Raw genomic sequence first — 24036 nt, forward strand, 5'->3', positions numbered from 1 at the left:
ACTGGGAATGCCATTTTAGAGGTTCTACCTCCAGTTAGGGACTTCCAAGAAATAAATTATCCTGATTAACGAACCACAGAGGCGCAGAGGACACAGAGAAATAAGGGTTTGAGAGATTTTTGCGTTAGGTGGTTGAGTATTTTTTTATTTGGAAGTCCCTTATAATTGAGGCAGAGCCTCTTAACTGCATTCCCACGCGGAGCATGGGAACTAGAGAGTTCTCTATTTAAATAAGAGTTAAATAAGAGAATTTTATCTTATTCCCTCGTGAGCAATAGATAATTACTATAAATTACTAGGTACTGTTTTAAATTTATCTATTGAACCGAGAGAATAATCCTCTAATTTAAAATCAGCAAAAGGCTTTTTCTCTAATCTATCTCTTAATGCTTCATCTAATATTACCCCTTCAGCTTGTTTTTTGACACCAATGATAATAATACTACGTTGATAAGCTGTTGAATCAAGGCTTACTTGACAATCTTTTCTCTGAAATTGTCCCAGATTTAATAAGCGATAACCTTTAACACTGGATGTACTACTAAATATCTTTTTTCCTAATAATTGGATTTGTTTAGAACGTTCTAAGGCGCGACTTTGTTCGGCGGTAATATCACCTTCGCAAGAAGCTGTTCCTACGGAAATAATCTCGCTGGGATTTTCCATTATTTTCTGAATTCCTTCTTGTTCTAAATTAGATTTTAAGGAATCAAGGGTAATAGTTTGATCATTATATTTAATTTGATATGTACTGCCTAATTGCCATTTATATTCCACTGATAAAACCGCAATATTAAATTCGGCAACTCTCCCTTGACTATCTTTTCCTTCTTCATAGGGGAAATAATCAACTTTGCCTTGTTTAACTGGTGCTTGTCCATAGTCAGGAGGTAAAGCCGCAAATTTGGTATTTCTAAATGCTAATGATACCCACCAAAGTAGTAATAAAGAAACTATTAAAGCTGCAAACCAGGATAATAATGGTAATTTTTCAGGTTGTTTTTGCGGGGTAATAACGGTATTATTGGTAGTTGGGTTATTAATTATTTCTGTTTTTCCTAACCCGCCAATATTCCCGGTTCCGGAGGTATTTTTTGTGAGGTTATCTTCAATTTCTGCTAATCTTCTAGAAATTTCTTCAGCATTGCTAGGACGTTGATTGACTGCCATTGACATTAACCAATCAATGAAATCTAATAATAATGGAGAAATATGATTGGCATGATGTCGCCATTGTAAAACATCTAAATGAGGATCATACAATTGTTCGGGGGGAAATCCCGTTAATAAAAATACAAATGTCCGTCCTAAAGCAAAGAAATCTGATGCAGGTATGGCTTGTCCTTGCATTTGTTCTGGGGGACTATAACCTGATGATGAAATTGCTGTCATTCCTCCACCATTGGCTAAATAGGTTCTGGTAATTTCTCTGGCTGTACCAAAGTCAATTAATACTAATTGTCCATCTGGACGAATCATGATATTTGATGGTTTAATATCTCTATGTAGGTATTGTTGGTTATGAACTAAATCTAATATTTCTAATAGTTGTTTTAACCAGACTATGGCTTGGGCTTCAGAAATGGGACGGTTTTGTTGTTGTTTTAACCATTGTTCTAAATTTGGGCCTTCAATTTTTTCCATCACCATACAATGCAAGATGAGATTATTTCTGGTTTGATAGGGAAAATAACCTTCTGTTTGCGGAATACCAGGATGATTTAGTTGTTGTAAAACGTTAGCTTCTTGTTGAAATAGTGCTAATGCTTTACTATCATTTGTTAATTCTTCTTTCAGGACTTTGAGAATTTTTGGGGTGTCTTGTTGGTAGGCTTCGTAAATTTTGCCAAATCCAGTTTTATCACTCAATAAACGTAATACTCGATAACGTCCTATCAATTCCAATTGAGAACCACAACTTTGACAAAAACGGTTTTCGTCATTATCTGGATGGTTAGGTTGAAGACAAACTGGATTAATGCAAAGGCTCATAATAGGGAACAGGGAACAGGGAACAGGGAATAGGGAATAGGGAATAGGGAATAGGGGTAAGAGGTAAATATGTATCTTTAATTTTGCTTTCTACCAATTACCAATTACCAATTACTAATTTGAAATTATCTCATGTTTGTGATGCTAAAAAAGTGGCAACTGTTTGATTAAATTCTGTGGGGTTGCTTAGAAATGGCCAATGATTTCCGGGAACTTGACACAAACTTAAGTTCTTGAGGTTGGTTTTGTAGGGTTGAATTTGCCAATTTTGGCGGTTTACACCTTTTTCTGGTTGTATAAAGAGAGCAGGTGTATCAACTGGGTGAATAAAACCTGGTACTTCCATAACTGCGTCAAAAATCCCGTCACGGGCGGCTATGGTAAATTTGCTACCCCAAGTCCCGTTGGGTTTTTGTTCAATTGCGGCTTGAAAAACTTGCTGTTGCAAAGAACTCCAATTTTGATATTGACTGAGTTGTTTAATTTTGTGTTCAGCTTCTTGGTAACTGGTAAAGGGTCCCATACTTTTGAGGAAAGGTAAGACGCGATACAAGAGAGGAAATGTGATTTTTAGGAAACTGGGCATTTTCCAGATAAAAATGGGATCTACTAAGGTGATACTTTTTAATCTGGTTGGGTTCTCTCTAGCCCAAATAGCGGCTAATTTCCCTGTCCAGGAGTGGCTGACGATATGAGCCGCAGACCATCCTAGTTTATCCATTAATGCTTCCAAATCAGCGATCGCACTGGCAAAGCTATAATCTTGTTCTGGCTTACTACTCTCACCATGACCACGCATATCTGGCGCAACTATATGGTAATTTGCTGCTAAATAATCTCCCAAACTAGACCAAACCAAGGCATGATCAGCCATACCATGTAATAACAGTAATGGTTCTTGACCTTGACTCCATTCTAAATAAGAAAGTTGAATATCAGGTGTTGATAGAGTTTGACGTACAGGCATGATTTTGTCAATCTTTTCCAGGACAGGGGAAGAGGGAATTTTACCAGAAAAATAACTTTTTTGGGATTAATTTTTAATGGCTCTTGCGTCTCTTTTATGGTGATTGAGGATTGATGATAACAAAACCCTTACGGGACAAGGGTTATAAACAATTATTTCCATATTTTCAATGAAATGCCTACACAATAGGGCTTTCAATGATTTTGAACCAGGTTTTCCATAAAAATAACCGAAGAACCTTTTTAATTTTGATGATTGTACTGATTAGCACGAATTAATGGAACTAATAAATGTCAAAATCAAGAATAGGAATACACTACAGTGGTATGCACTTGAATAAGATACAAAAGTTATCTACAAAGCCATACAGCAAAAGACTTTCAACTTTTCTGTTCCCTGTTCCCTGTTCCCTGTTCCCTGCTATGGGATATTAAAATTACTATGCCAGAAATAGAACAATCCATTGCCCAACACTATCACGACCGGACTAAGTACCACCCTGAAACCCTGGCTTCTAAAAGTCGTAATTTAGACTGGAATAAACAGCCAGTGCCGTTCAAAGAGTATAAAATTGGCTCTGACATTGACCTCAAACCTTATCTGCAAGAAACAGCGGCAACTGTTGCCAATCAACAAGATACCAAATGGTGGTGGCGGCTTTCTCAACTATTATTTCACAGTTATGGACTCACGGCAAAAATGCCTTCTTTGGGTAATACAGTATACTTACGTTCTGCGCCTAGTGCGGGGGGCTTATATCCGGCTGAAGTATATTTAGTTTCTCGTGGGACACCATTATTACCGCCGGGACTTTATAACTATCAATGTCGAACTCATTCTTTAATGCACTTTTGGGAAAGTGATGTTTGGCAAAGTTTACAATCTGCTTGTTTTTGGCATCCTTCCCTGGAAAGTACCCAATTAGCTATAATTACAACTGCGGTTTTTTATCGTTCGGCTTGGCGTTATGAAGACAGGGCTTATCGGCGAATTTTTCTGGACACGGGGCATCTTTTAAGTAATATTCAGTTAGCTTGTAATATTGCTGATTATCGCTCTCATTTAATTGGCGGTTTTGCTGATGAGGCTGTTAATGAATTACTTTATATTGATCATGAACAAGAAGGAACAACTGCTGTTTTAGCTTTGGCAGATTTGTTAGATGTACGCCAAAATTTACCACTAGGACGGACTGCTTTACCTTCGACAACTGCCACTAATTATCCATCTATTCCTGATGGTGAATTGCTGAAATATTTTCACATAAATACTCAAATTCCAGTGAATAACAGTAGTAAGTTAAATTTACCAAATGTGGAACTAGAAAAGTCTTTGGAAGATAAGTATAACTTCCCTTTTTGTGAAAAATTTTCGACTCGAACTACACCAATTTATTGGGGAGAAGATTTAGCAGATTTATCGAATACTATCTATAAACGCCGTTCAACTCGTGCTTATACTGGTGATGATTTAAGTTTTGATGAATTGAAAGCTTTACTTGATTTTACTTATCAACCCCAAAATTATATTGACCAAAATTTAGATCCTCACCCTGATTATTTTGATTTGAATTTAATAGAAACATTTGTAGCTGTTTCTGGAGTGCAAGGATTAGATCCAGGCTGTTATTATTACGCACCTAAAGCCCAAGAATTACGGCAAATTCGGTTTAAAAATTTCCGTCGAGAATTACATTTCTTATGTTTAGGACAGGAATTAGGCAGAGATGCAGGTGCAGTATTATTTCATACTGCTGATTTAAAAAATGCGATCGCTCAATATGGAGATCGTGTTTACCGTTATTTACACTTAGATGCAGGTATTTTAGGACAAAGGCTTAATTTAGCAGCCATTCGTCTTAACTTAGGTGTCAGTGGCATCGCTGGTTTTTTTGATGACCAAGTAAATAATGTCTTAGGTATCCCTATGGATGAAGCAGTGATCTACATTACGACACTAGGAAAACCCAGGTAGAAGCAAAGGAGTCAGGCACATAAAACCATTTTGGAAATTCTGCACCGCATTCTGGAGTGTACGTCATTTTCCAATAGATACCTAAATTCTGTCCAATACAATATTGACCATCTGGGTGGTATTTTTGTAGTGTGGGTTTGATAGATTCTGTTAGTAAAATACCTTGAAAATGTTCTTGCCAATTTTGACCTACGGTACGCTTCGCTAACACAGGCGTACTGTCAGACTCCAATACTTGTCGGTTAAGGAAATGTAGGTTGGGTTGAGCGATAGCGAAACCCAACAAAATCCTTGATAATGTTGGGTTATGGCTGATGCCTCCGGCGATAGCGAAGCGCTGCTGCAAGCAGTTCGCAGGGATACGCCACACTTCGTGAACTTGATTGCTTCTCGTCCCTCGCAATGACTGTAAATATTTTTGTCCGATAAAAGTTACTAAAATCCGTGAAATCAGCGCAATCCGTCTAATCCGTGATTCAGACCTTTTTCCCTGCGTAATGCATATAATCCGCAATTCTAACCTTATTTTTTCAAAATGAGAATTGCTGGGCAAATACGGGGGTTGCCCCTACGGATTTTTAATTATCTTGACGGATTACGCCACCAACAACAGGTTTAATTTCTCCACTGGAAAATGGATCTGTGCCACCTGTCCAATTAAAGTCACTAATGCGAATACTAAAACCGCCTAATTCTAGCACCGGATTATAACGCAGAGTAATACCGTAGGTGCGGCGGCTGTATTCGACTATGTAATCAGTGCTGGTGCTTTTACCTGTATCTAGATTAATGGATGTTTGCAAACCTAACTTAAGTGGTCCATAGATTTGCTGATAAAGTCCTGCATTCAGGACTCTGTTATCCACTGAACGATCAAAAAGAAAGGGTGATAAACCGCTATTAGTTCCTTGGGAGTAGGTGAGATTAAAGGCGGTATAATCTAAGTAAGGGCGAGAGAAGTTACCAATCTGTCCTACTAAGCCAATAGTCCCAGTTAAGGTAGTTTGGTTATCACTGCTACTATAATAGCTAGTAGTTCCTGTGACACCTGCGATCGCCTGCAAATACGGTACGATAGGAGTAGGGGTATATTTTAATCCCTCACTAGCTGTAGCTGCCAATGGTTGCCCTTGCCACAAATTGATACCACCACTCAAGGCCACAGTTCCTTGTAAACGACCCAGAGAAATGCGATCGTTTTTTCGTCCTGATAATAGTAAATCTTGACGGTCAGTGTTTGCATCTATATATTGAGCGCCGCCTTGATAACTAAGATTAATACCGGTTTTGCCTAAAGGAATAATAGGAGAACTGATGATGCCACCGAGACTACTTTGGACAGTTTGATAGCCAAGGCTACCATTATATAGGCGATCGCGGTAAATAGATTCTAAACTCAATATATAAGGATTAACATTACCCAAATTTTGGCGTAACCGCAAACTTCCGCGCAAGTTATTTTCTAACTGATTGAAATCAAAACTAGTTAACTCCCCCGCACCTTCCAAAATAGTTTTCGGACTAAAAACAGCATTTAACCTAGTCTTCACACCAAATAAACTAGCCACATTCTCACTATCCTTAAAAGCCCTTTGCAGATAAAACTGGGGCGTAATCGTCCAGCGTTTTTGATTAGCATTAATTACTTCAAAATCCCGTTCTAGATACAAACCATCTCGTTTACCCGTATCAAAACCAGGAGCAACAATAGTCGGATTGACTTTACGTGGACGACGATCTATTGTCCGACTATTAACAGGCAGAGGGATAACAGCGTTTTGATCAAAAACCAACCTTTGACGCTGGGTAGTAATTTTATCTATCAAAGGCGCTTCCCGCGTCACATTTACCTGCTCCGCTCTTAATTCTAATTCCGGTGGTGAAAAAGGATCATTAGTAATTCTCACATCTTGCGCTTGAAAACCTCGCGGATAAAATTCAATCCGTTGAGCTTCAAACCTGAATCGTTTCACCGTACCCCCAGACTTAGGTGCAGGGACATTTCGCGCGTCTGATTGACCACTAGCGCCAAATTGTATACCCCCTGAACTGTTCACACTCGTCAGCGGCTGATTAGCGCGAATGCGATTACTTAACGGCTGGCTAGATACACCCCCTGCTGTAATATCTGTAGGTAGAGTCGGTGAAAAAGCAAAATCTGTACCTGCTGTGGGGATATAAAGTTCACCTTTACCGTTTTCTAAATCCCCATTATCTTGAATAAAATTATAGGTAAACCGTTGTCCTTGGAGTACCTGATTACCTCTAGTTAAAACCACATTACCTTCCCCCACTGCAATCAAATTATCCAAATTAATTTGTAGGGTATCGGCATCAATCACTGCCCCATCAAACCTGACAACAACATTACCATCAGCAGTGACAACTCGCCTTTGCTCATCATACTCCTGGCGATCGGCAATTACTTCCACAACTCTGCCTTTCCCCACAGGAATCTTCTCTACTGTCGGCGGTTGGGGTGACGGCGGAAATTCTACAGTCGTAGGTGTAGACTCTTGATTTTCGGGATTGCGAAGCTTGAATTCAATAATATTTTGGATTGGTGCAGCAGGTTTTTTATCACCAACAGACAACCGCAATTTCCCCCCCGATTCCTGTAAATTCACATTACTAGGCTGAGTTGGGGGGATAGATGTTTCCGCTAAAACTGCCGATTGTTCAGGATAGCTAGGTAAAGACTTGGGTGCTAAATTTTCCGGTGGAGATAACAGAGAAAAAGACTTCTCAACAACATTTGCCTGGACTATGCTGGTATTTGATTGATATTTGTCATCCTGATTTTTACCAACAATTATCAGTTTTCGCTCATCAGTTTTCACCTTGACAATAGGAACAGAAGCAGCATCATCAACAGGTTTTAAAGATTCAATACTTGGAGGTAGCTGAGGCGGTAATACTGGATGAAACATATTTTCAATCTGACCAAAAAGCAAAAAATAGCCGGAAGGGTGACATACTCCACACACTCCCTTATGCCTTGCGGCACGCTTGCGCGAACGGGTGAGTGTTGGCTTCTCAGCGACTCTTCTATGAAGACATTGACTGAGCTTTAAGACCGTGTGTCCCACGGTTCTTGATATTTATAGCCGCATTTAGATCCCTGCACAAACTTGTATGGCAGATAGGACAATTGTGCATTCTTTGGGATAGCGGCTTTTTAACTTTATGACCACCCTTCGGCAAGCCCAGGGCATCGCAACTAGAGCATTCTTGGCTTGTACCGTTTGGATTTACAGCGATTACTTTTAGTCCAGCATTTACGGCTTTGACTGTTAGTATCGAAATAAATTGTCCCCAACCAGCATCATTAATACTTTTAGCCAATCTTGTTCTAGCGAGTCCTTTTATATTCAACTTTTCCACAGCAATAACATCGTACTTTTTGAGTAGATTGTTTGCAGTTTTAAAGTGAAAATCTTTGCGGGTATCTGACACTTTCTTGTGTTGAATAGCCAGTTTTTTAATCGCTTTTTTACGACGATTAGATCCTTTTTTTCTACGAGAGACGCGACGCTGTGCAGATTTTAATTTACGTTCAGCTTTACGCAAAAACTTAGGGGCGGCAATTCTTTCATCGTCTGAGGTGACAATAAAATCAATTAAACCTACATCAATACCAACGATATTATTAGCATTAAAATCAGGTTTAATCGTTGCAACTGTTTTGTCATCAAGGCTTAGAGTCACATAATATCCGTCTGCTTTTTTAGTGACAGATACAGTTTTAATCTCAAACCCGTCGGGGATTTGACGATGAACAATTACCTTTACATCTCCTATTTTAGACAGCGTAATCTTGTGATTAACAAAGTGATGTTGCTTGAATTGAGGAAACGTAAATGTTTTGTATTGTCCAACAGCTTTAAATCTAGGTCTACCAGATTTTTTGCCGTTGCTATCACCTTTCAACCATCTATCAAAAGCTAATTCAACTTTTTTAGTAACTTCTTGTAGCACTTGAGAATGAATATCTCTGTACCAAGGTCGGTCTTTTTTTAATTGGGTTAATGATGCTTGCTGACTAAAGCGATTAGGTTTATCTTTTAACTCTGGTAAATGACAAACGACAACGGAACATCTATCAACAGGAGAGCGATTTGCTTCATACCAATTAAACCGTTGAGCAAGTTGATAATTGTACTGACAACGCAGCATATCTAGTATTTTATCAATTTTTTCCGCTTGTTTTTTTGTTGGCTTTAATCGGTATTGGTAAGATGTTCTCATGTTTTTCGTTTCCTTTCGACCTGTTTTTATGATAACATAAGGGCTAGACACTAAAGACAGAACTATTACATCTTTGGTAGAAGATTGGATATATTCTCTTAAATCGGAAAATGTTGATTTGTCATTGACCAACAGGCGCATTCATCCCACACTCTTAAGAGTGAGATGTGGGACTTCTGCTGTTTGTGTTCAATCACATCTTAGCCAGTTTCTACCTTCTAGCCACCAGAGTTAAGTTATTGGCTATTTATTCTGCATCCCTACGACCAGGGTTACGGGCTGGGTCATTAGACAAAAACCCGAATATGAAAAGGCTAACAAACAAACCGACAACAATATAAACAGCGATTTTTAAACTCAACATAGAACTAACTCCCAGGGGTTTGCCAAACAGTAATTAACTTATCTTACCCATATCTTGTTCTTTTTGCGAAGGAATAGGGAAAAGGGGTAGGGGAAGTAAGGGAAGTGGGGGAGGTAGGGGAAGTAGGGGAGTTAGGGGAAGTGGGGAGGTAGGGGAAATATCTATTACCTATTACCCATTACTTATTACCTATTACATTGGCAACACGATGTTTGATAACTTTTGCTGGTACACCTACCGCAATGGAATAAGGGGGAATATCTTTATTGACTACTGCACCTGCACCAATAATGCTACCTTCACCAATGGTAACTCCATCTAATACAGTCACACCATGTCCTAGCCAACAGTCATCTTCAATAGTAATTCCGTCACGAGTCACACCTTGCTGTTTTATAGGTAGTAACAAGTCTGTAAAAACATGATTATTAGCATAGATTCCACAATGAGATGCTATCAGGCAGTTTTTACCAATGCGGATATCTCCCTGACCAGCAATACACACACCAGGAGCTATATAAGTATTTTCATCAATATATATAGAAGTATTATCCATACATCCGATATCTACATTTCGCTCAATTGTGACTTGATTACTAATATACATTCTATTGTTTTGATGTCCTTTGGCATCTAAACGCACACCCTTGAAGATATTCACTCCGTTGCCAATTTCAATACATGAACTTCCAGTTATTTCTACTCCATGTTGAATAAAAACTTCATTACCCATACTGCCAAAAATATTTTGATATACCAATCTTCTTAGCTGTGGTCCCATTGCAATTGTTGGTAAATCTCCCAATAAAGTAGTTATTAATAGTTCTTGAAATCTTTGAATTTTTGCAGAATATTTTTGGTCAATCATGATAAATCTCTCGTGAATCAATTATTTTTAGGCAAGAAGGAATTCAGGAAAATCAAAAATGATTTTCCTCGATACTAGAAGCAAGCAAATTTATCCCTAAAAATCCCCAAATATCTGCAAAATTCCCAATTATGGCAATACATAAGTTTGCCTACAGTTGTCAATTGTGTACTCAATTAGTGAAAAACTCTCGATTTAAACAGTTTTGCAATGATGTCTAAATAAGTTATTTCATCTAAGTTTAGCCTCATTTTTATATGCACCTGTATTGAATTAATCAGCAACGTTAATCACCTTTTTCTGGGTTGCATAAATTCACTAGCTAATATCAGTGCATAGCAGTAGTTAGTCTCAGTTAATCTCTGGGCAAGTAATTGGACAGAATTAATGACACACCCTGTTTTTTGTTCTCTGATAACCTGATTGAAGTTAATTTTGTCAAACTACTGATGAGATTAATTTGGTAAACATATCAACTTTTACTGTATCGGGAAAGTTGAGACAGTTGGTAATGCAACTACGAATACAGAAATATTCATGCAGATCAATTACCAGCGGATTTTTGCCATATTTTTTCACAAATGGCTTTAAATATTTGTGTTTTCACAACAATGAATTTCCGTAGGTATTAATAGTGCTAGAATCACTTCTTTTGTGTCACAATTTGATTTTTATTCAATTGGGATGATTATTTTTAAATAAAAACTACTATGGTGGAGTGTCTCCCACATCTGCCATGATGTTAAAATTCACCATTGGTGCAAACAAGAAGGCACTACCACGACTGCTGTGGCGGCTTTCTTGTAAATAACTTGTAGAGTATACGGCTCTAATCATGTTGCACACAAATGATTTATAGGGTAACTAAATTACATTTTCAATTACAGAATTATTGTTTGGGAACAATTGCTATTAAGCATAACATATTTTTGATTGAGTGAACAAGTTTTATCAAAGGTAATAAATACAGCAGAATTCAGCAGTAAAAATGGGTTGCTGTTCGGCTTTGAATTTAGAGCGTGTACTTCATTAATCTGCAATTTGCTGTAATATATTTAGATCCCTGACTTGTGAAAGAAGTTGGGAATCTTTGATTTAGATTTACTCAATGAATAAAATTTAATTTGTTTTAATTAAGTTTGGACAAAACTGTGAAGTGATCTACTGGTAACAGTGCTTTGTAACCTGCTTGTAGCAGCACTTTGCGATCGCTATTTTGCCTATATACACAGCAGATAATTAAATTTTACTAAAACTTTAGCCATAAATCAGGAAACCCCGTAGACTCATGACACCTTTTAGTTTCATGTTGATCTCTAGAAATTAAATAGTTGCCAATTCTTAACAAAGTCATCAAACGTTGACAAATACGGTATAAAGAGTTGGCAATATTAGGTAAAAACAGTAAACAATATCCATAGCTGAACTTAAAGTTTTTCTAAACTATGCAGCCAATTCGTACTTTTAATGTATCTCCTTCACTACCATCCAGACTAGAACCCCTGCGGAAACTAGCCTATAATCTCCATTTTGATTGGAATGTAGAGAGCAAAGACCTGTTTCGTCGTTTAGATCCTGATTTATGGGAATCTACCCACCATAATCCAGTATTGATGCTGGGAACTATCAGTCAAAGCCGACTATTAGAAGTTGTTGAAGATGAAGGCTTTTTAGCGCAAGTAGACCGAGCAGCGCGGCAGTTAGAAGATTATTTGCAGGAATATACTTGGTATAAAAAACAAAGAAATCAGCACCAGAAGGAATGTTACGCCTATTTTTCTGCTGAATTTGGGTTAGTAGATTGCTTACCTATCTATTCAGGTGGTTTGGGTGTACTCGCAGGAGATCACCTGAAATCTGCGAGTGATTTGGGATTACCTTTGGTGGGTGTGGGCTTATTATATCAACAAGGCTACTTTGCCCAGTATCTTAATGCTGATGGTTGGCAGCAGGAACGCTACCTCATCAATGATTTCCATAATATGCCCTTGCATTTGGAACGCAACCCCGATGGTACAGAATTACGGATTGCGGTAGATTATCCTGGACGCAAGGTATATGCACGGGTGTGGCGTGTTCAGGTAGGGACAGTACCCCTGTATATGCTTGATACTAATATTGAGCCGAATAAGGCTTATGACCACGATATCACCGATCAGTTGTATGGTGGTGATATAGATATGCGTATCCATCAGGAGATTATGCTGGGGATAGGTGGGGTGCAAATGCTCAAAGCCTTGGGCTATGAAGTCACTGCTTACCACATGAATGAAGGTCATGCGGCTTTCTCGGCTTTAGAACGCATTCGCATTCTGATTCAGGAAAAAGGACTGAATTACAGAGAAGCTAAACAGGTGGTGTCTTCTAGTAATATTTTCACTACCCACACTCCAGTTCCCGCGGGAATTGACTTGTTTGCTCCTGATAAGATGTTGCATTATTTGGGTTACTATGCAGATATCTTTGGTTTACCGAAAGAGCAGTTTTTAGGTTTGGGACGAGAAAATACTGGTGATTTGTCTGCACCTTTCAGTATGGCAGTTTTAGCACTGAAGATGGCGACATTCTCTAATGGTGTGGCACAATTGCATGGTGTTGTTTCCCGCCAGATGTTCCAAGGTTTGTGGCAGAAAGTTCCTGTGGAAGAAGTACCAATTGCTGCTATTACTAACGGTGTCCATGCCCGCAGTTGTGTAAGTAAATCCACGCAAGAGCTATACGATCGCTATCTTGGTCCAAATTGGTCATCAGCACCACCTGATAGCCAATTGTGGGAACGCATGGATGCAATTCCCGATGAGGAGTTATGGCGGAATCACGAGCGCTGCCGTTTGGATATGGTGTTGTATGTTCGAGAACATTTAGTCAAACATTTGCGCGATCGCGGTGCTTCTGCTTCTGATATTGTTCAGGCACAAGAGGTGCTTGATCCTAACGTTTTTACCATTGGCTTTGCCCGTCGTTTTGCTACTTACAAACGCGCTACTCTATGGATGCGTGATTTGGAAAGAATTAAAAAGATTTTACTCGCTAACAAACACCGCAAGGTGCAGTTTGTGATTGCTGGGAAAGCACATCCTAAAGATATTCCTGGTAAAGAATTAATTCGGGATATTAACCGCTTTATCCGCGAACACCATTTAGAAAAACAGGTGGTATTTGTCCCTAACTACGATATTCACATCGCCCGCTTAATGGTAGCAGGTTGTGATATCTGGTTAAATACTCCCCGTCGTCCCCGTGAAGCTTCTGGGACAAGTGGCATGAAAGCTGCTATGAATGGTTTACCAAATCTCAGTGTTCTTGATGGTTGGTGGGATGAAGCGGACTATGTTCGCACTGGTTGGGCAATAGGACATGGTGAAAACTATGATGATCCTAATTACCAAGATGAAATAGAAGCTAACGCCCTCTATGAGTTGTTAGAAAAGGAAGTTATTCCCCTATTCTATGATCATCGTGATGGTGATGGTTTGCCTCGTCCTTGGGTAGCAAAAATGAAAGATGCGATTCGGTTGAATTGTCCTTTCTTTAATACAGCCCGGATGGTGCGAGAATATGCAATGAGAGCTTATTTCCCGGCGAGCGATCGCTATCATACCCTCACCGTTGATAATTATAGCCCAGCCAAGGAATTAGCCGCCTGGAGAGCAAAATTAGGTGAACACTGGTTTAACATCAAAATCAAAGATGTTGACGTATCCGCAGCATCAGACATTGAAGTTAATCAAACTGTAGCGGTGAAAGCTAAGGTAGATTTAGCAACTTTGAAAAATGATGATGTGCAAGTAGAACTATATCAAGGTTCTATTGATGCCAACGGTGATATCGTCAATGCTGTACCTGTAATCATGGATTATCAAGGACAAGATCCAGAAAATTCCAGTCTTTATACCGCAAATATCACCTACACAACTTCTGGTTTGCAAGGTTTATCTTTGCGTGTCTTACCTCGAAATCAATACCTCTCTAGCCCTTATGAACCCAGATTAATCGCTTGGGCGGAATAAGCAAATAATGTAGAGATGTTCCATAAAACGTCTCTACAGAAATTGTTAAAAATATAGATTTCACCATTTAGGGGGGTGTTTGAAAAGTCATGATTGCTGTATCAAATATTTTACCCCTCCCTAACCCTCCCCTTATAAAGGCTATCGTGTACACACAAGTTAAATTACCCCCCTTAATCCCCCGATGCTTTAGGGGAAAACCAAAAAAATTAGTTCCCTCCCCAAAGCATCGGGGAGGGTTAGGGTGGGGTAATTTGAGGAATAATGGTGATTCGATAACTTGTGTGTACACCGTAGCCTTATAAAGGGGAGGGAACTGGATTTTTATTGTTTCTCCCTTAAGGGGAAAGGGGGTTCAGAGGAAGAAGCAACAGGAAACAGAAAAAACTCATGTTTAAAAACATGAGATTGAAATAATGACACTGTTTTTTTTCGTGCTACGCATCTTTTAAAAACATCTTTTTCTTGACTGAAGTTCTAAACTCAGCAAATGAGTGTTTCTTATCTGTTCCCTGTTCCCTTTTTTTGTAACAATGTGATGAAAATTACGGGATAGCACTTTTCAAACAACCTCTTAGGGTATAGCCTGGAGTAGACGATTCAAAACGATCTTACCTCTATCAATTACCTGAACACGAATATAATTGGGATCATTTGGTTTCCAAACAACTTGATATTTTGTCCCATTATTATTCCAAGTGTAAATTTGACGTTCATGAGAACCAGAAGCAACAGCACCAGATAAATTAATAGAAGTATTTTTGGGAATATGCTTCCCATAGTATTGATAGGAGTTATTGGTAAACTTTAAAGTCACCGTCCACTCTTTATCACTAAATGTATTATTTGGATAGTTAAACTTTTGCACAGCCATTGCTTGACTAGGAATAGCCATATCAATAATTGCAGGTGTAGAAATTCCTAAAATTGCCGATAAAATGATAGCTTTAGTGTTCATAATCTTCCTATTTGTAAACCTAATGTTATCTTATTGTGTGTTTAGTCGTGAGCAAAATTATTGACGTTATGCTGTAGTTTCTTCGTTCCGAGAAATTCTGGAATTAAACAACTTAGGAAAAAACAAACCAGAATTTTCTTTGTATTCCGCAAACTCAGGATATCGAGATAAAGATTGATCTTTTCTCCGCATATTGGGAACAAATATCATGGCTATGAATAACCCCAGAATCAAGAAAGATAGCCAATGTTGACTTAACATAGCAAAAGCCAGATAAATCAACACTTCTCCCAAATAATTAGGATTACGACATTTAGCAAAAAAACCTTCTGTAATTAATCCAGTTTTGTACTTCAGTGTATAGTATTTTTGAGCATCACTAGCAAAATGTAAAAATACACCCGCAATATTTAAAGAAATAGCAGCAGCGACTAAAGGTAAAGGGGGAACAGTACCACTACTAATGAGAATGAATGGTGCTACCCAGTACAAACAAAGGAGAACAAAGGTAATAATTCCTTGGGAAGTAGGAATTTCTTGCTCCCATTGCTTATCTGGAAATATCCTATCTTTTAGTAACCAAAGAAAACCATAAGTACCATGAAGGGAAAGATAAACCCAAGCTCCAATAGTAAAATTATGGTATAAAACCATTAGTCCTAAAACGATAACGAATGTTAGACCTTTGTGAAAATTAATGGGATACTTTATTTTCATATCCTGCTTCTTCTTTAAAGGGCTGAAAATTAGGGAAAGAAATAGAGAGATAGTCCAGTTTCCTCTATCTCTCTGAAATCATTATTTCTTCGCAATTATCCACACTGCGTGAACAATACCCAGAATATAAAAACCAAAGATTGTCAAAAGTAAATTAATCCAAAAATCCTTACCAAACCCGACCTGCAAAAACACTCCTAAAGGTGGGAGAAAAATCGCAACTATAATTCTGACTACATCCATATCCATGTTATTCTCCTGTTGATGTTCTATATTTCTAGAGTTAACATCACCTAATGTGGTGACGATTCCTGAAAAATTTGGTAAACCACACCTTTTAACCACCGCTGATTTTAGCTTTATAACCCAACTTCACCAAAATCTCTAAAATCTTCTGTTTGTGGTCTCCCTGAACTTCAATTTCATTATCTTTCACAGTTCCACCTGTACCGCATTGGGCTTTTAACTGTTTTAATAAAGTAGCTAAAGTTTCCGGTGTCGTTTGAAAACCAGTAATCACCGTGACAGTTTTCCCCTTTCTTCCCGCGCGAGTAGCTTGGATTCGCACATTTTGCTGATTGGGGGGTAAGTCTTGGATTCCCCGTTCTACAGCGCGTTCCAGTGCGGGTGAACTACCGTTACCAAATTCTTGGTAGACAAAGCCTTTGTCAGATTTGGGATTAGCCATAATATTTAATGCAGGAAAAATAGACTTTTATTGTAAACAATTTTAGCCTACCCATCTATTTATTCACAATTCAGATGGAAGAGGTGGTCATTAAACGCAGATAAACGCAGACAAACGCAGATAATTTTATATTTCATTAATTAAACTATCACATCCTGTAAATCCTTAAATCCTGTACTTCAACTATGGCTACGCCACGCAGGCTATCGCTCAGTAACCGTATATCCTGATTCTGGCATGGTTTTAAATTATCTGCTATTATTTATGATAATAAGATAGTTTCAAAAAGAAGAGTATGATTTCAATAAATCAAGCACAACAACAACTACAGAATTTAATTGATTCAGTTAATCAATCTCATCAACCTATTGTTATTTCAGGAGACAATAGCAACGCAGTCTTATTATCTGAAGCAGACTGGAAATCTATCCAAGAAACTCTTTATCTTCTTTCTATTCCAGGGATGAGAGAATCAATTAAAGAAGGATTAGCAACACCGATAGAAGAATGTAATGGAGAATTAGATTGGTGAATTGGAATTTAGTTTAAGTAGGTGAGCGTTGAAAATTGTCGTTATGGCAAGGCAAAAGGCAAGAGGCAAGAGGCAAGAGGCAAGAGTGAAAAGGGTTTGGGCGATTTTACATTTCTTTACACAGTTTGGTTTTATTGTGTTCACCTACTTACACCAATAATTAAAAATCCTCATCATCTTTTAAAAATAAACCTTCTAAATCTCGATAACCACTAACAACACGCAAAATTTCAATACCTTCCTCAATGGGACGATAAAAAATTAGGTAATCATTAAGAGACTTCCAAGAAATAAATTATCCTAAGAAACGAACCACAGAGGCACAGAGTACACAGAGAGAGAATTTCTGCATCAGTTTTGGGACATTTTTTTATTTGGAAGTCTCTAACAGGAAAACTGCGGACATTAGTTGCTAATTCATCACGGCTACGTCCCATACTAGGGAATTTTGCTAAGGAACGCAAATTTAATAACCTGCAATTCTGATGTAACCTGGAATGGTGCGTTACGCTGTCGCTAACACACCCTACTTTTGCACCTTATTTAATTCACATTCCTAACCTTTCACATTTACTATTAATTTTGCTAAGAAGGCTTTCTGCTGCATCAAAACTACTATTGTCTGCTATATAATCAACTATACTCTCAATGTCTCGACTGGCTGGAACTGTAAATTTACAAATATTGCTCATTTTCCAGCCTGAGTCCGTTTTTGTTGAAGTTTTTTTCTTAACCCTGAAAATAGTTCTTCAGCATCTACAAATTCACCTCTATTAGCTGCTGCAATTCCTAGACTAATTTCCTGCTGTAATTCTTTAAATTTTCCTTGATATAAAAATTCCCATTCATCATTTTCCAGTAGATGAATAAAGGCTAATACTTGGTGTTGTTTTTCTGGTGACAATATCCGTACTTTTTCTACAATAGTGTTTTCAACAGTCATAAAACCTCGCGGTAAGTGGGAAACTCAGTGTCTTTAGACACTGAGAGGGATGGTTCGACGCAGCTCACCAGCCGCGACACGAGCAGTTAGACAAGCTCACTGACCACAGTTTTAACCGCTGTGGATGTTAAAATTGAAACCAGATTTTTGATTGGAATCTGGAAACCAACTCCCATTTCTGGGGTAATGTTAGCCTTGGGTTACTGACTATCTGTTCAACATAATCTTCTTTAATTCTACAAGCATCTAATTTGATTTACTATCAGATCCTGTAAATCCTCAAATCCTGGAAATATTGAAATTAAACCATACTTAATTTAGAAATAAAAGCGAAAACTAGAAATTTGAGGATTTTACACCATTTTTCCCCTAGTTTTTTCTAGTTCCCATGCTCTGGGTGGGAATGCAGTTGAGAGGCTCTGCCTCTACTATAACTGGAGGTAGAACCTCTAGGATGGCATTCCCAGTCAGAAACTGGGAACGAGAAACTCTTCTTCTTCTTTCTCTTCCTTCGTGTTCTATCCCTTCGGGACGCTCCGCGAATGCTCCTTCGTGGTTCATTATATTGAAAACGGTTCATAGTTTAACCAAATATGAAACCCCTCTGGTAAACCTCTCCAGTATTAAATGTTATTCCTTTTCCCTCTCCTCTTAGGCTCCTCTTAGGAGAGGGTTAGGGAGAGGTGCGGGGAGAGGCTTTCAACTTGTTCTTTGTATGATAAAAAAGTCCAGCTTCTAGCCGTTTTGAGTATAATTCTTTAAATACTTCATGAAAACATCCATAGTTAAATTATAAAATATCATGGCAGGTGAACAAAACCAAAAGAATATCTTCTCTGAAAAAACATTTGAAGTCATGTCTGAATTTTCAAAAGATTCCAGGACTTACAGGTTTTTCTCTAGAAAGAATGTTTAGATTTCTCAATGCTTTTGAAATTGATGTAGAAATTAGAGTAAAACCTAAATCTAGCCATAATGCACGGATAACTGTAGTTTAAAGACTCCTTCAATGACAGAAAATATTGATCCAAAAACCAGTACCAGCAACGTAATTATCGTCTTAGTAGAACCAGCCGGTCCATTGAATGTCGGTTCAGTGTCCAGAGTTATGAAAAATTTTGGCTTATCTAAACTAATATTAGTCAATCCTCAATGCGATCGCACATCAGATGATGCCTTAAAAATGGCAGTTCATGGTAAAGATATTTTAGAATCTGCGGTCATAGTAGACACATTACCACAAGCCTTACAGGGCTGTGTCCGTGCGGTTGCTACTATGGGACGGGAATACAGTGGAGAACTACCCCTAGATACCCCTCACACCGCTTTACCCTGGTTATTAGCAGAAGCAGAAAAGCCTGTAGCTTTAATTTTTGGTAGAGAAGATAGAGGATTAACTAATGAAGAATTAAATTATGCCCACAAATTAGTTTTTATTCCTACCAATCCCGAATATCCATCTTTGAATTTAGCTACAGCGGTTTCTATTTGTTGTTATGAATTATCACAATCTACTAACTTATTTACAGATCAGAATATACCCGATTCAGAAATTGCCCCATTAGATGCTATGGAAGGATTCTATCAGCAATTAGAATCTTTGTTGCTTTCTATTGGTTATCTTTATCCCCACACCGCAGCTAGTCGCATGGAAAAATTCCGCCACTTATATAATCGTGCTTATCTACAAACTACAGAAGTGGGAATGTTACGAGGGATTTTACGACAGGTAGAATGGGCAATTAATAGAAAAAACTCCGAAAAGCTGGATTAATTGTGAGAATTTGCTCAGAGGATGTTTTAAAAGTGGTATTCCGTAATTTTCATCACATTGCTACCCCCTTTCCCCTTGTAAAGGGGGGAAACAATAAAAATCCAGTTCCCTCCCCTTTACAAGGGGAGGGTTAGGGAGGGGTAAAAAATATTTAATACACCAACCATAACTTTTCAAACACCCTCTCAAGTATGTTCTCAAAATCCATGCGGTTTTTAACGATAATGCTATCAACTATACTCAACACGGCTTAATTATTTGATTTAAGCGGGTAGGGGTTTAGCAGTGCTAAACCCCTACAAATCTAGGTTTTTCGTGATTTTGCAAAAGTCCATGTCCCAACCGTTTTGAGTATAAACTCCGAGGAGTTCCAGTATTTCTGGAACTCTCAAACTAATCCCTATGCTTGAAATCATGCAAGTAGTGAGACAGAATTAATTACACAATGTCATTGCGTAAGCGTTGCGTGGCGTTAGCCATATGGAACGAAGTGAAATGAAGCAATTCCAAGGGTTGTGATTGCTTCCCTTCGCTTGCAATGACTGTAAATATTTTTGTTCAATTACTTAACACAATTTTTGCTACTGTATTCGACAAAATCAACTTATCAATTCAACTGCAACTTCCTGTGCTTCCAACACATTAATTTCATCTAAAATCCGCCAAATTTCTTGCAGCATTGGCTCTAAACCGGTGCGAGTTACGGCAGAAATTATGAACACTGGTGCTAAAGCTAGATGATTTAATTGAGTAGCTAAAGCCTCCAAATCAACAGTTTCTCTATCAACAGCATCTATTTTATTTAATGCCAAAATTTGTGGACGTTTAGCTAAACCTCGTCCATAGGCTTTAAGTTCTTCTTGAATAGTATGGAAATCAGCGATGACATCTTCACTTGTGGCATCAATTAAGTGTAATAAAACCCTTGTCCGTTCAATGTGACGCAAGAAATCATGACCTAAACCGGCACCATGAGAAGCACCTTCAATTAAACCCGGAATATCAGCGAAAACTGTACCATCACCTGTGGGTTTTTTGACTACACCCAAATTAGGAATTAAGGTAGTAAAGGGATAATCGGCGATTTTTGGACGTGCGGCAGATAAAGAAGAAATTAAAGTTGATTTTCCCGCATTTGGTAAACCAATAATTCCGACTTCTGCTAACAATTTTAACTCTAAACGTAATACCTTTTTTTCCCCTTCTAAACCAGGGAGGGCATATTCGGGAACCCGGTTGCGGTTACTCAAAAAATGTTGATTTCCCAGTCCACCTTTGCCACCTTCTGCGACTCGAAAACTTTGTCCGGGTTCAACTATATCACATAGTAAAACACTCGTTACCGCATCATATACAGAAGTACCACAAGGAACTTCAACAATTAGATCTTTCCCACCTGCACCAGTGCAATTATTTGGACCGCCACGTTCTCCATTTTGTGCCTTAAATAAATGCTTGTATCGAAAATCTAACAAGGTTTGCAGATTAGTATTACCTACAAAAATTACTGAACCGCCTTTTCCGCCATTCCCACCAGATGGACCACCTGCTGGGACATATTTTTCTCTACGAAAAGCGACAATACCATCACCTCCGTTACCTGCTTCTACTTCAATTACTGATTGGTCTATAAATTGCATAATTAGTCAGTTGTCAGTTGTCAGTTGTTAGTTGTCAGTTGTCAATCACGCTAACAATTGACTACTAACAACTAATTTAAATATAAGGTGTAACATCTTCCCCACAGTCATCTGCTAGGTAGGAAAGGGCGCGAAAGCGTAACCCTACCATTTGTTCATAAAGGGGGTTAATTTTACACAGGGGCGGAATATGAACTATTTTCCGGCCAAATAAGGTTACATCTCTTTCAAAGGGACATTGGGAAGGAATCATCTTACACAAAAATTTCGCCACTCTGGGGTCTTGAATATCTAACCCGTCTAACCATTGACGCAAGGGAGTTAAAGCGTCTGGGTGGGGGGATTGAAGTCCAGTAGGGGGGAAATCAGTTGTTTGTGCGGTATCTTCTAGGGTATGACGTAAGGCTGTGAGTAAACTCTCTTGCAGTTCTAATTTTTGACACAATTGCTGAAGTAGGTCATCTTCACTAGGTGAGTATATACCATCAGCGATCGCTACCATTACCGCTGTCCGCAAGAAATTTTCCGCTACAGGTGTACCTTTACCTAATATAGCCGCTAATTCATCTGGTTCAATTATCTCTAAAGAATCCCAGTTAATAGCAGGGGCTAATTCATCTTTGGTAAGATTAGTAATTAATTCCTGTTCTTGGGTATCAAAGTTACCATCAGCCCAAGCAATGGTCAGTAATCCCCGTAACCACGCAATAATTTGTTCGCTACTGTAAGCAGTTTGAGCAGTAGTTGTCATAAAAACTCACGCCTTGTAATTTTTATTAGATAATCTTAAACTACCTTGAAAAGAACTACATTTCTGTACATTTAATTGGCAAAAATAAAGGGAATTTAGTTTGAGTTGAGCGACTCTTAACCCAACATGAGCAGGAATTTTTTTGAGTTTCCTCGCGTTAACTCAACCTACGATATAAATACTTTTTAGCCTGAACTCAACAGTATTGATTCACAACGGCATAAAATATAGATATAATTGATTATATTTGTCATTAATTAGGTATAAAGTATGTTCTGCTTTGGTATTGAACATGAAGTTGCTTTTCTCAATGATCAAGGAAAGTTTGCAGATTTCCATAATACAAAATTTGGAGATTTTCAGCAAATTGTTGACAAATTACCTATCTATACTACTGATTACCCACAATTAAGAGTTGGTGATGCTGGGATTAAGAAAAAGCGTTGGTATATTGAGGGCTTTGAAAGATTTAATGACTCTGAAGAAGTAATTGACTGTGTAGCTAAAGGCATCGAAATTAGAACAACTATCCACCCTACTATTCAAGGAGCAATTGATGAATTAACCGCAAGTTTTATTTTATTAAGTGATGTTGCTGCTAATTTTGGGTTTTCACCTGTTTTAGCCAGCTTTAATCCCTATACTTGCGTGTTTGAGCCACAACCTCCATTAAATGATTTTGAAATTAGGCAATTACAAGCTTATCCAGATGAACAAACTGCTCATATTTATATGGTTTCTTATGGACCAGATTTAAATATTTCCCTAGCAAATTTATCTATGGAAAGGTTAATTGATATTGGGAAGAAGTTAACTTATTACAGTCCTTATATCATTCCTTTTAGTTATAGTTCTCCTTTTTATAATGGTGGTTTATGGGGAGGTTTATCAGTGAGGACATTTATCAGAACGGGAAAAAGATCCGCAACATTAGTTTTTTTGGATAAAACAGAAGAATTAATCAAAAGTGTGCCTTCCTTAACAAAAATTGCCCGCATTCCTTCAGAAGTAGGACGGATAGAATTTAAAGCTTGTGATAGTTGTGATAATTTTGCTATTTATGCAGGTTTATTAGCTTTATTAAAAGGTTTAATACTAGATGAAACTTTACCAGGTAGAGCAATTATACCTGATGCTAATTTACACCAAATTTCGGCAAAATTAGGCTTTGAGAATGAAGATGTTTTTGTCAATTCTCAGCAACTTTTAAAAGTTGCAGAAATTGCCCTTAAAGATGATCCTGATCTGGAGTTTTTAACCCCACTGAAAGTTATTTTATCTGAGAAAACAACAAAATCTCATGAATTAATTAAGTTATTCCAAAATTCAGGTTCAATTGAAGCCACTCTTAACCAAACTTATGGCAATTTTGGATTTTAGATTACCAATTTCCTCTATATATTCGGTAGTAGGACAAACACGGGGCAACACGGGGGCATTGGTGTCAACTTAACGTAAAACCGATAACCCGACTGGGAATTCATTCCCAGTCTCATAGCAGAAGTCATCTGAAGATGACTAAAAGAACTAGAAAATTTTTAAACTCGTTTAGTTTACTTTAAATCGGAAAAAACTTCTGTTCTTCCCTCCCCTACCCCCCCTACCTCCCC

Annotated in this window: 20 protein-coding genes and 1 pseudogene; 5 read left to right on the forward strand and 16 right to left on the reverse strand. The window is 38.1% G+C overall.

The window, feature by feature from the left end; translation table 11 throughout:
- Positions 1 to 285 precede the first annotated feature (285 nt).
- Together AN486_RS13835 and AN486_RS13840 are read right to left on the reverse strand one after the other, a co-directional pair.
- A complete protein-coding gene (locus tag AN486_RS13835) occupies positions 286 to 1992 on the reverse strand; it encodes a serine/threonine-protein kinase (RefSeq protein ID WP_290601120.1) in 1707 nt (568 codons plus the stop codon).
- A 130-nt stretch (positions 1993 to 2122) separates the two neighbouring features.
- Positions 2123 to 2959, reverse strand: a complete 837-nt coding sequence (locus AN486_RS13840; RefSeq protein ID WP_290601122.1) for an alpha/beta hydrolase — start codon at positions 2957 to 2959, stop codon at positions 2123 to 2125.
- A gap of 441 nt (positions 2960 to 3400) precedes the next feature.
- Between AN486_RS13840 and AN486_RS13845 the strand changes: the two genes are divergently transcribed.
- Positions 3401 to 4933, forward strand: a complete 1533-nt coding sequence (locus AN486_RS13845) for a SagB/ThcOx family dehydrogenase (protein ID WP_053540759.1) — start codon at positions 3401 to 3403, stop codon at positions 4931 to 4933.
- 10 nt (positions 4934 to 4943) lie between these two features.
- Here the strand turns inward: AN486_RS13845 and AN486_RS13850 are convergent.
- The 6 genes and pseudogenes from AN486_RS13850 to AN486_RS13875 form a co-directional block, all read right to left on the reverse strand.
- Positions 4944 to 5165, reverse strand: a pseudogene (locus tag AN486_RS13850) (Uma2 family endonuclease); the annotation flags it as partial.
- A gap of 346 nt (positions 5166 to 5511) precedes the next feature.
- Positions 5512 to 7863 (reverse strand): DUF3769 domain-containing protein, encoded by a 2352-nt coding sequence (locus AN486_RS13855; RefSeq protein WP_290601124.1) that lies wholly within the window; start codon positions 7861 to 7863, stop codon positions 5512 to 5514.
- A gap of 118 nt (positions 7864 to 7981) precedes the next feature.
- The gene (locus AN486_RS13860; protein ID WP_168636176.1) at positions 7982 to 9181 is read right to left on the reverse strand and encodes an RNA-guided endonuclease TnpB family protein; all 1200 of its coding nucleotides are present in this window, start codon (positions 9179 to 9181) and stop codon (positions 7982 to 7984) included.
- A 247-nt stretch (positions 9182 to 9428) separates the two neighbouring features.
- On the reverse strand, positions 9429 to 9545 hold the full coding sequence (locus AN486_RS13865; protein ID WP_081424311.1) for a photosystem II reaction center protein I: 117 nt from the start codon (positions 9543 to 9545) through the stop codon (positions 9429 to 9431).
- Between the two features lie 178 nt (positions 9546 to 9723).
- Positions 9724 to 10413 (reverse strand): DapH/DapD/GlmU-related protein, encoded by a 690-nt coding sequence (locus tag AN486_RS13870; RefSeq protein WP_290601127.1) that lies wholly within the window; start codon positions 10411 to 10413, stop codon positions 9724 to 9726.
- Positions 10414 to 11121: 708 nt separating this feature from the next.
- Entirely contained in the window at positions 11122 to 11250 is a 129-nt protein-coding gene (locus AN486_RS13875; RefSeq protein ID WP_255540000.1) for a hypothetical protein, read from the reverse strand.
- Between the two features lie 608 nt (positions 11251 to 11858).
- Here AN486_RS13875 and glgP point away from each other — a divergent pair.
- Complete coding sequence (glgP, locus tag AN486_RS13880) at positions 11859 to 14423, forward strand: alpha-glucan family phosphorylase (protein WP_168635798.1); 2565 nt, start codon at positions 11859 to 11861, stop codon at positions 14421 to 14423.
- A gap of 574 nt (positions 14424 to 14997) precedes the next feature.
- Here the strand turns inward: glgP and AN486_RS13885 are convergent.
- The 4 genes from AN486_RS13885 to AN486_RS13900 all read right to left on the reverse strand — a co-directional run bounded on the left by AN486_RS13885 (position 14998) and on the right by AN486_RS13900 (position 16786).
- Positions 14998 to 15381: a hypothetical protein gene (locus AN486_RS13885; RefSeq protein WP_039199477.1), complete on the reverse strand. Its 384-nt coding sequence runs from the start codon at positions 15379 to 15381 to the stop codon at positions 14998 to 15000.
- A 66-nt stretch (positions 15382 to 15447) separates the two neighbouring features.
- Positions 15448 to 16098 (reverse strand): DUF1295 domain-containing protein, encoded by a 651-nt coding sequence (locus AN486_RS13890; RefSeq protein ID WP_168635799.1) that lies wholly within the window; start codon positions 16096 to 16098, stop codon positions 15448 to 15450.
- An 81-nt stretch (positions 16099 to 16179) separates the two neighbouring features.
- Complete coding sequence (locus AN486_RS13895) at positions 16180 to 16341, reverse strand: YqaE/Pmp3 family membrane protein (RefSeq protein ID WP_039199490.1); 162 nt, start codon at positions 16339 to 16341, stop codon at positions 16180 to 16182.
- Between the two features lie 94 nt (positions 16342 to 16435).
- Complete coding sequence (locus tag AN486_RS13900; RefSeq protein ID WP_027403218.1) at positions 16436 to 16786, reverse strand: translation initiation factor; 351 nt, start codon at positions 16784 to 16786, stop codon at positions 16436 to 16438.
- Between the two features lie 295 nt (positions 16787 to 17081).
- On the opposite strand from AN486_RS13900, the gene AN486_RS13905 reads away from it, so the two are divergent.
- Positions 17082 to 17318 carry a type II toxin-antitoxin system Phd/YefM family antitoxin gene (locus AN486_RS13905; protein WP_027403217.1) on the forward strand — a complete coding sequence of 79 codons (237 nt, stop codon included), beginning with the start codon at positions 17082 to 17084 and terminating at the stop codon, positions 17316 to 17318.
- Between the two features lie 548 nt (positions 17319 to 17866).
- On the opposite strand, the gene AN486_RS13915 is transcribed toward AN486_RS13905, so the two are convergent.
- Both AN486_RS13915 and AN486_RS13920 read right to left on the reverse strand, forming a co-directional pair.
- On the reverse strand, positions 17867 to 18010 hold the full coding sequence (locus tag AN486_RS13915) for a type II toxin-antitoxin system RelE/ParE family toxin (protein WP_168635800.1): 144 nt from the start codon (positions 18008 to 18010) through the stop codon (positions 17867 to 17869).
- Positions 18007 to 18261, reverse strand: a complete 255-nt coding sequence (locus AN486_RS13920) for a hypothetical protein (protein ID WP_168635801.1) — start codon at positions 18259 to 18261, stop codon at positions 18007 to 18009. The genes AN486_RS13915 and AN486_RS13920 overlap by 4 nt, the downstream gene beginning before the upstream one ends.
- Positions 18262 to 19270: 1009 nt before the next feature.
- Between AN486_RS13920 and AN486_RS13925 the strand changes: the two genes are divergently transcribed.
- Entirely contained in the window at positions 19271 to 20035 is a 765-nt protein-coding gene (locus AN486_RS13925; RefSeq protein WP_039199482.1) for an RNA methyltransferase, read from the forward strand.
- A gap of 599 nt (positions 20036 to 20634) precedes the next feature.
- Here the strand turns inward: AN486_RS13925 and obgE are convergent.
- Both obgE and AN486_RS13935 read right to left on the reverse strand, forming a co-directional pair.
- Positions 20635 to 21675: a GTPase ObgE gene (obgE, locus tag AN486_RS13930; RefSeq protein WP_053540765.1), complete on the reverse strand. Its 1041-nt coding sequence runs from the start codon at positions 21673 to 21675 to the stop codon at positions 20635 to 20637.
- Positions 21676 to 21751: 76 nt separating this feature from the next.
- A complete protein-coding gene (locus AN486_RS13935) occupies positions 21752 to 22426 on the reverse strand; it encodes a Mo-dependent nitrogenase C-terminal domain-containing protein (protein ID WP_039199486.1) in 675 nt (224 codons plus the stop codon).
- A 270-nt stretch (positions 22427 to 22696) separates the two neighbouring features.
- Here AN486_RS13935 and AN486_RS13940 point away from each other — a divergent pair, with 270 nt between their 5' ends.
- Positions 22697 to 23806 (forward strand): glutamate--cysteine ligase, encoded by a 1110-nt coding sequence (locus AN486_RS13940; RefSeq protein ID WP_290601136.1) that lies wholly within the window; start codon positions 22697 to 22699, stop codon positions 23804 to 23806.
- Positions 23807 to 24036 lie beyond the last annotated feature (230 nt).

Origin of the sequence: Anabaena sp. AL93 (genome assembly GCF_001672085.1) — a bacterium.
In the GTDB taxonomy this organism is placed as follows: Bacteria; Cyanobacteriota; Cyanobacteriia; order Cyanobacteriales; family Nostocaceae; genus Dolichospermum; species Dolichospermum heterosporum.

Bases quoted from the DNA above. Each gene is read 5' to 3' on its own strand.
- AN486_RS13885 (WP_039199477.1), bottom strand. From the start codon at position 15,381: ATGAACACTAAAGCTATCATTTTATCGGCAATTTTAGGAATTTCTACA.
- AN486_RS13855 (WP_290601124.1), bottom strand. From the start codon at position 7,863: ATGTTTCATCCAGTATTACCGCCTCAGCTACCTCCAAGTATTGAATCT.
- AN486_RS13860 (WP_168636176.1), bottom strand. From the start codon at position 9,181: ATGAGAACATCTTACCAATACCGATTAAAGCCAACAAAAAAACAAGCG.
- AN486_RS13895 (WP_039199490.1), bottom strand. From the start codon at position 16,341: ATGGATGTAGTCAGAATTATAGTTGCGATTTTTCTCCCACCTTTAGGA.
- AN486_RS13920 (WP_168635801.1), bottom strand. From the start codon at position 18,261: ATGACTGTTGAAAACACTATTGTAGAAAAAGTACGGATATTGTCACCA.
- AN486_RS13865 (WP_081424311.1), bottom strand. From the start codon at position 9,545: ATGTTGAGTTTAAAAATCGCTGTTTATATTGTTGTCGGTTTGTTTGTT.
- obgE (WP_053540765.1), bottom strand. From the start codon at position 21,675: ATGCAATTTATAGACCAATCAGTAATTGAAGTAGAAGCAGGTAACGGA.
- AN486_RS13935 (WP_039199486.1), bottom strand. From the start codon at position 22,426: ATGACAACTACTGCTCAAACTGCTTACAGTAGCGAACAAATTATTGCG.
- AN486_RS13940 (WP_290601136.1), top strand. From the start codon at position 22,697: ATGTTCTGCTTTGGTATTGAACATGAAGTTGCTTTTCTCAATGATCAA.
- AN486_RS13890 (WP_168635799.1), bottom strand. From the start codon at position 16,098: ATGAAAATAAAGTATCCCATTAATTTTCACAAAGGTCTAACATTCGTT.
- AN486_RS13925 (WP_039199482.1), top strand. From the start codon at position 19,271: ATGACAGAAAATATTGATCCAAAAACCAGTACCAGCAACGTAATTATC.
- AN486_RS13845 (WP_053540759.1), top strand. From the start codon at position 3,401: ATGCCAGAAATAGAACAATCCATTGCCCAACACTATCACGACCGGACT.
- AN486_RS13900 (WP_027403218.1), bottom strand. From the start codon at position 16,786: ATGGCTAATCCCAAATCTGACAAAGGCTTTGTCTACCAAGAATTTGGT.
- AN486_RS13905 (WP_027403217.1), top strand. From the start codon at position 17,082: ATGATTTCAATAAATCAAGCACAACAACAACTACAGAATTTAATTGAT.
- glgP (WP_168635798.1), top strand. From the start codon at position 11,859: ATGCAGCCAATTCGTACTTTTAATGTATCTCCTTCACTACCATCCAGA.
- AN486_RS13840 (WP_290601122.1), bottom strand. From the start codon at position 2,959: ATGCCTGTACGTCAAACTCTATCAACACCTGATATTCAACTTTCTTAT.
- AN486_RS13835 (WP_290601120.1), bottom strand. From the start codon at position 1,992: ATGAGCCTTTGCATTAATCCAGTTTGTCTTCAACCTAACCATCCAGAT.
- AN486_RS13870 (WP_290601127.1), bottom strand. From the start codon at position 10,413: ATGATTGACCAAAAATATTCTGCAAAAATTCAAAGATTTCAAGAACTA.
- AN486_RS13875 (WP_255540000.1), bottom strand. From the start codon at position 11,250: ATGATTAGAGCCGTATACTCTACAAGTTATTTACAAGAAAGCCGCCAC.
- AN486_RS13915 (WP_168635800.1), bottom strand. From the start codon at position 18,010: ATGAGCAATATTTGTAAATTTACAGTTCCAGCCAGTCGAGACATTGAG.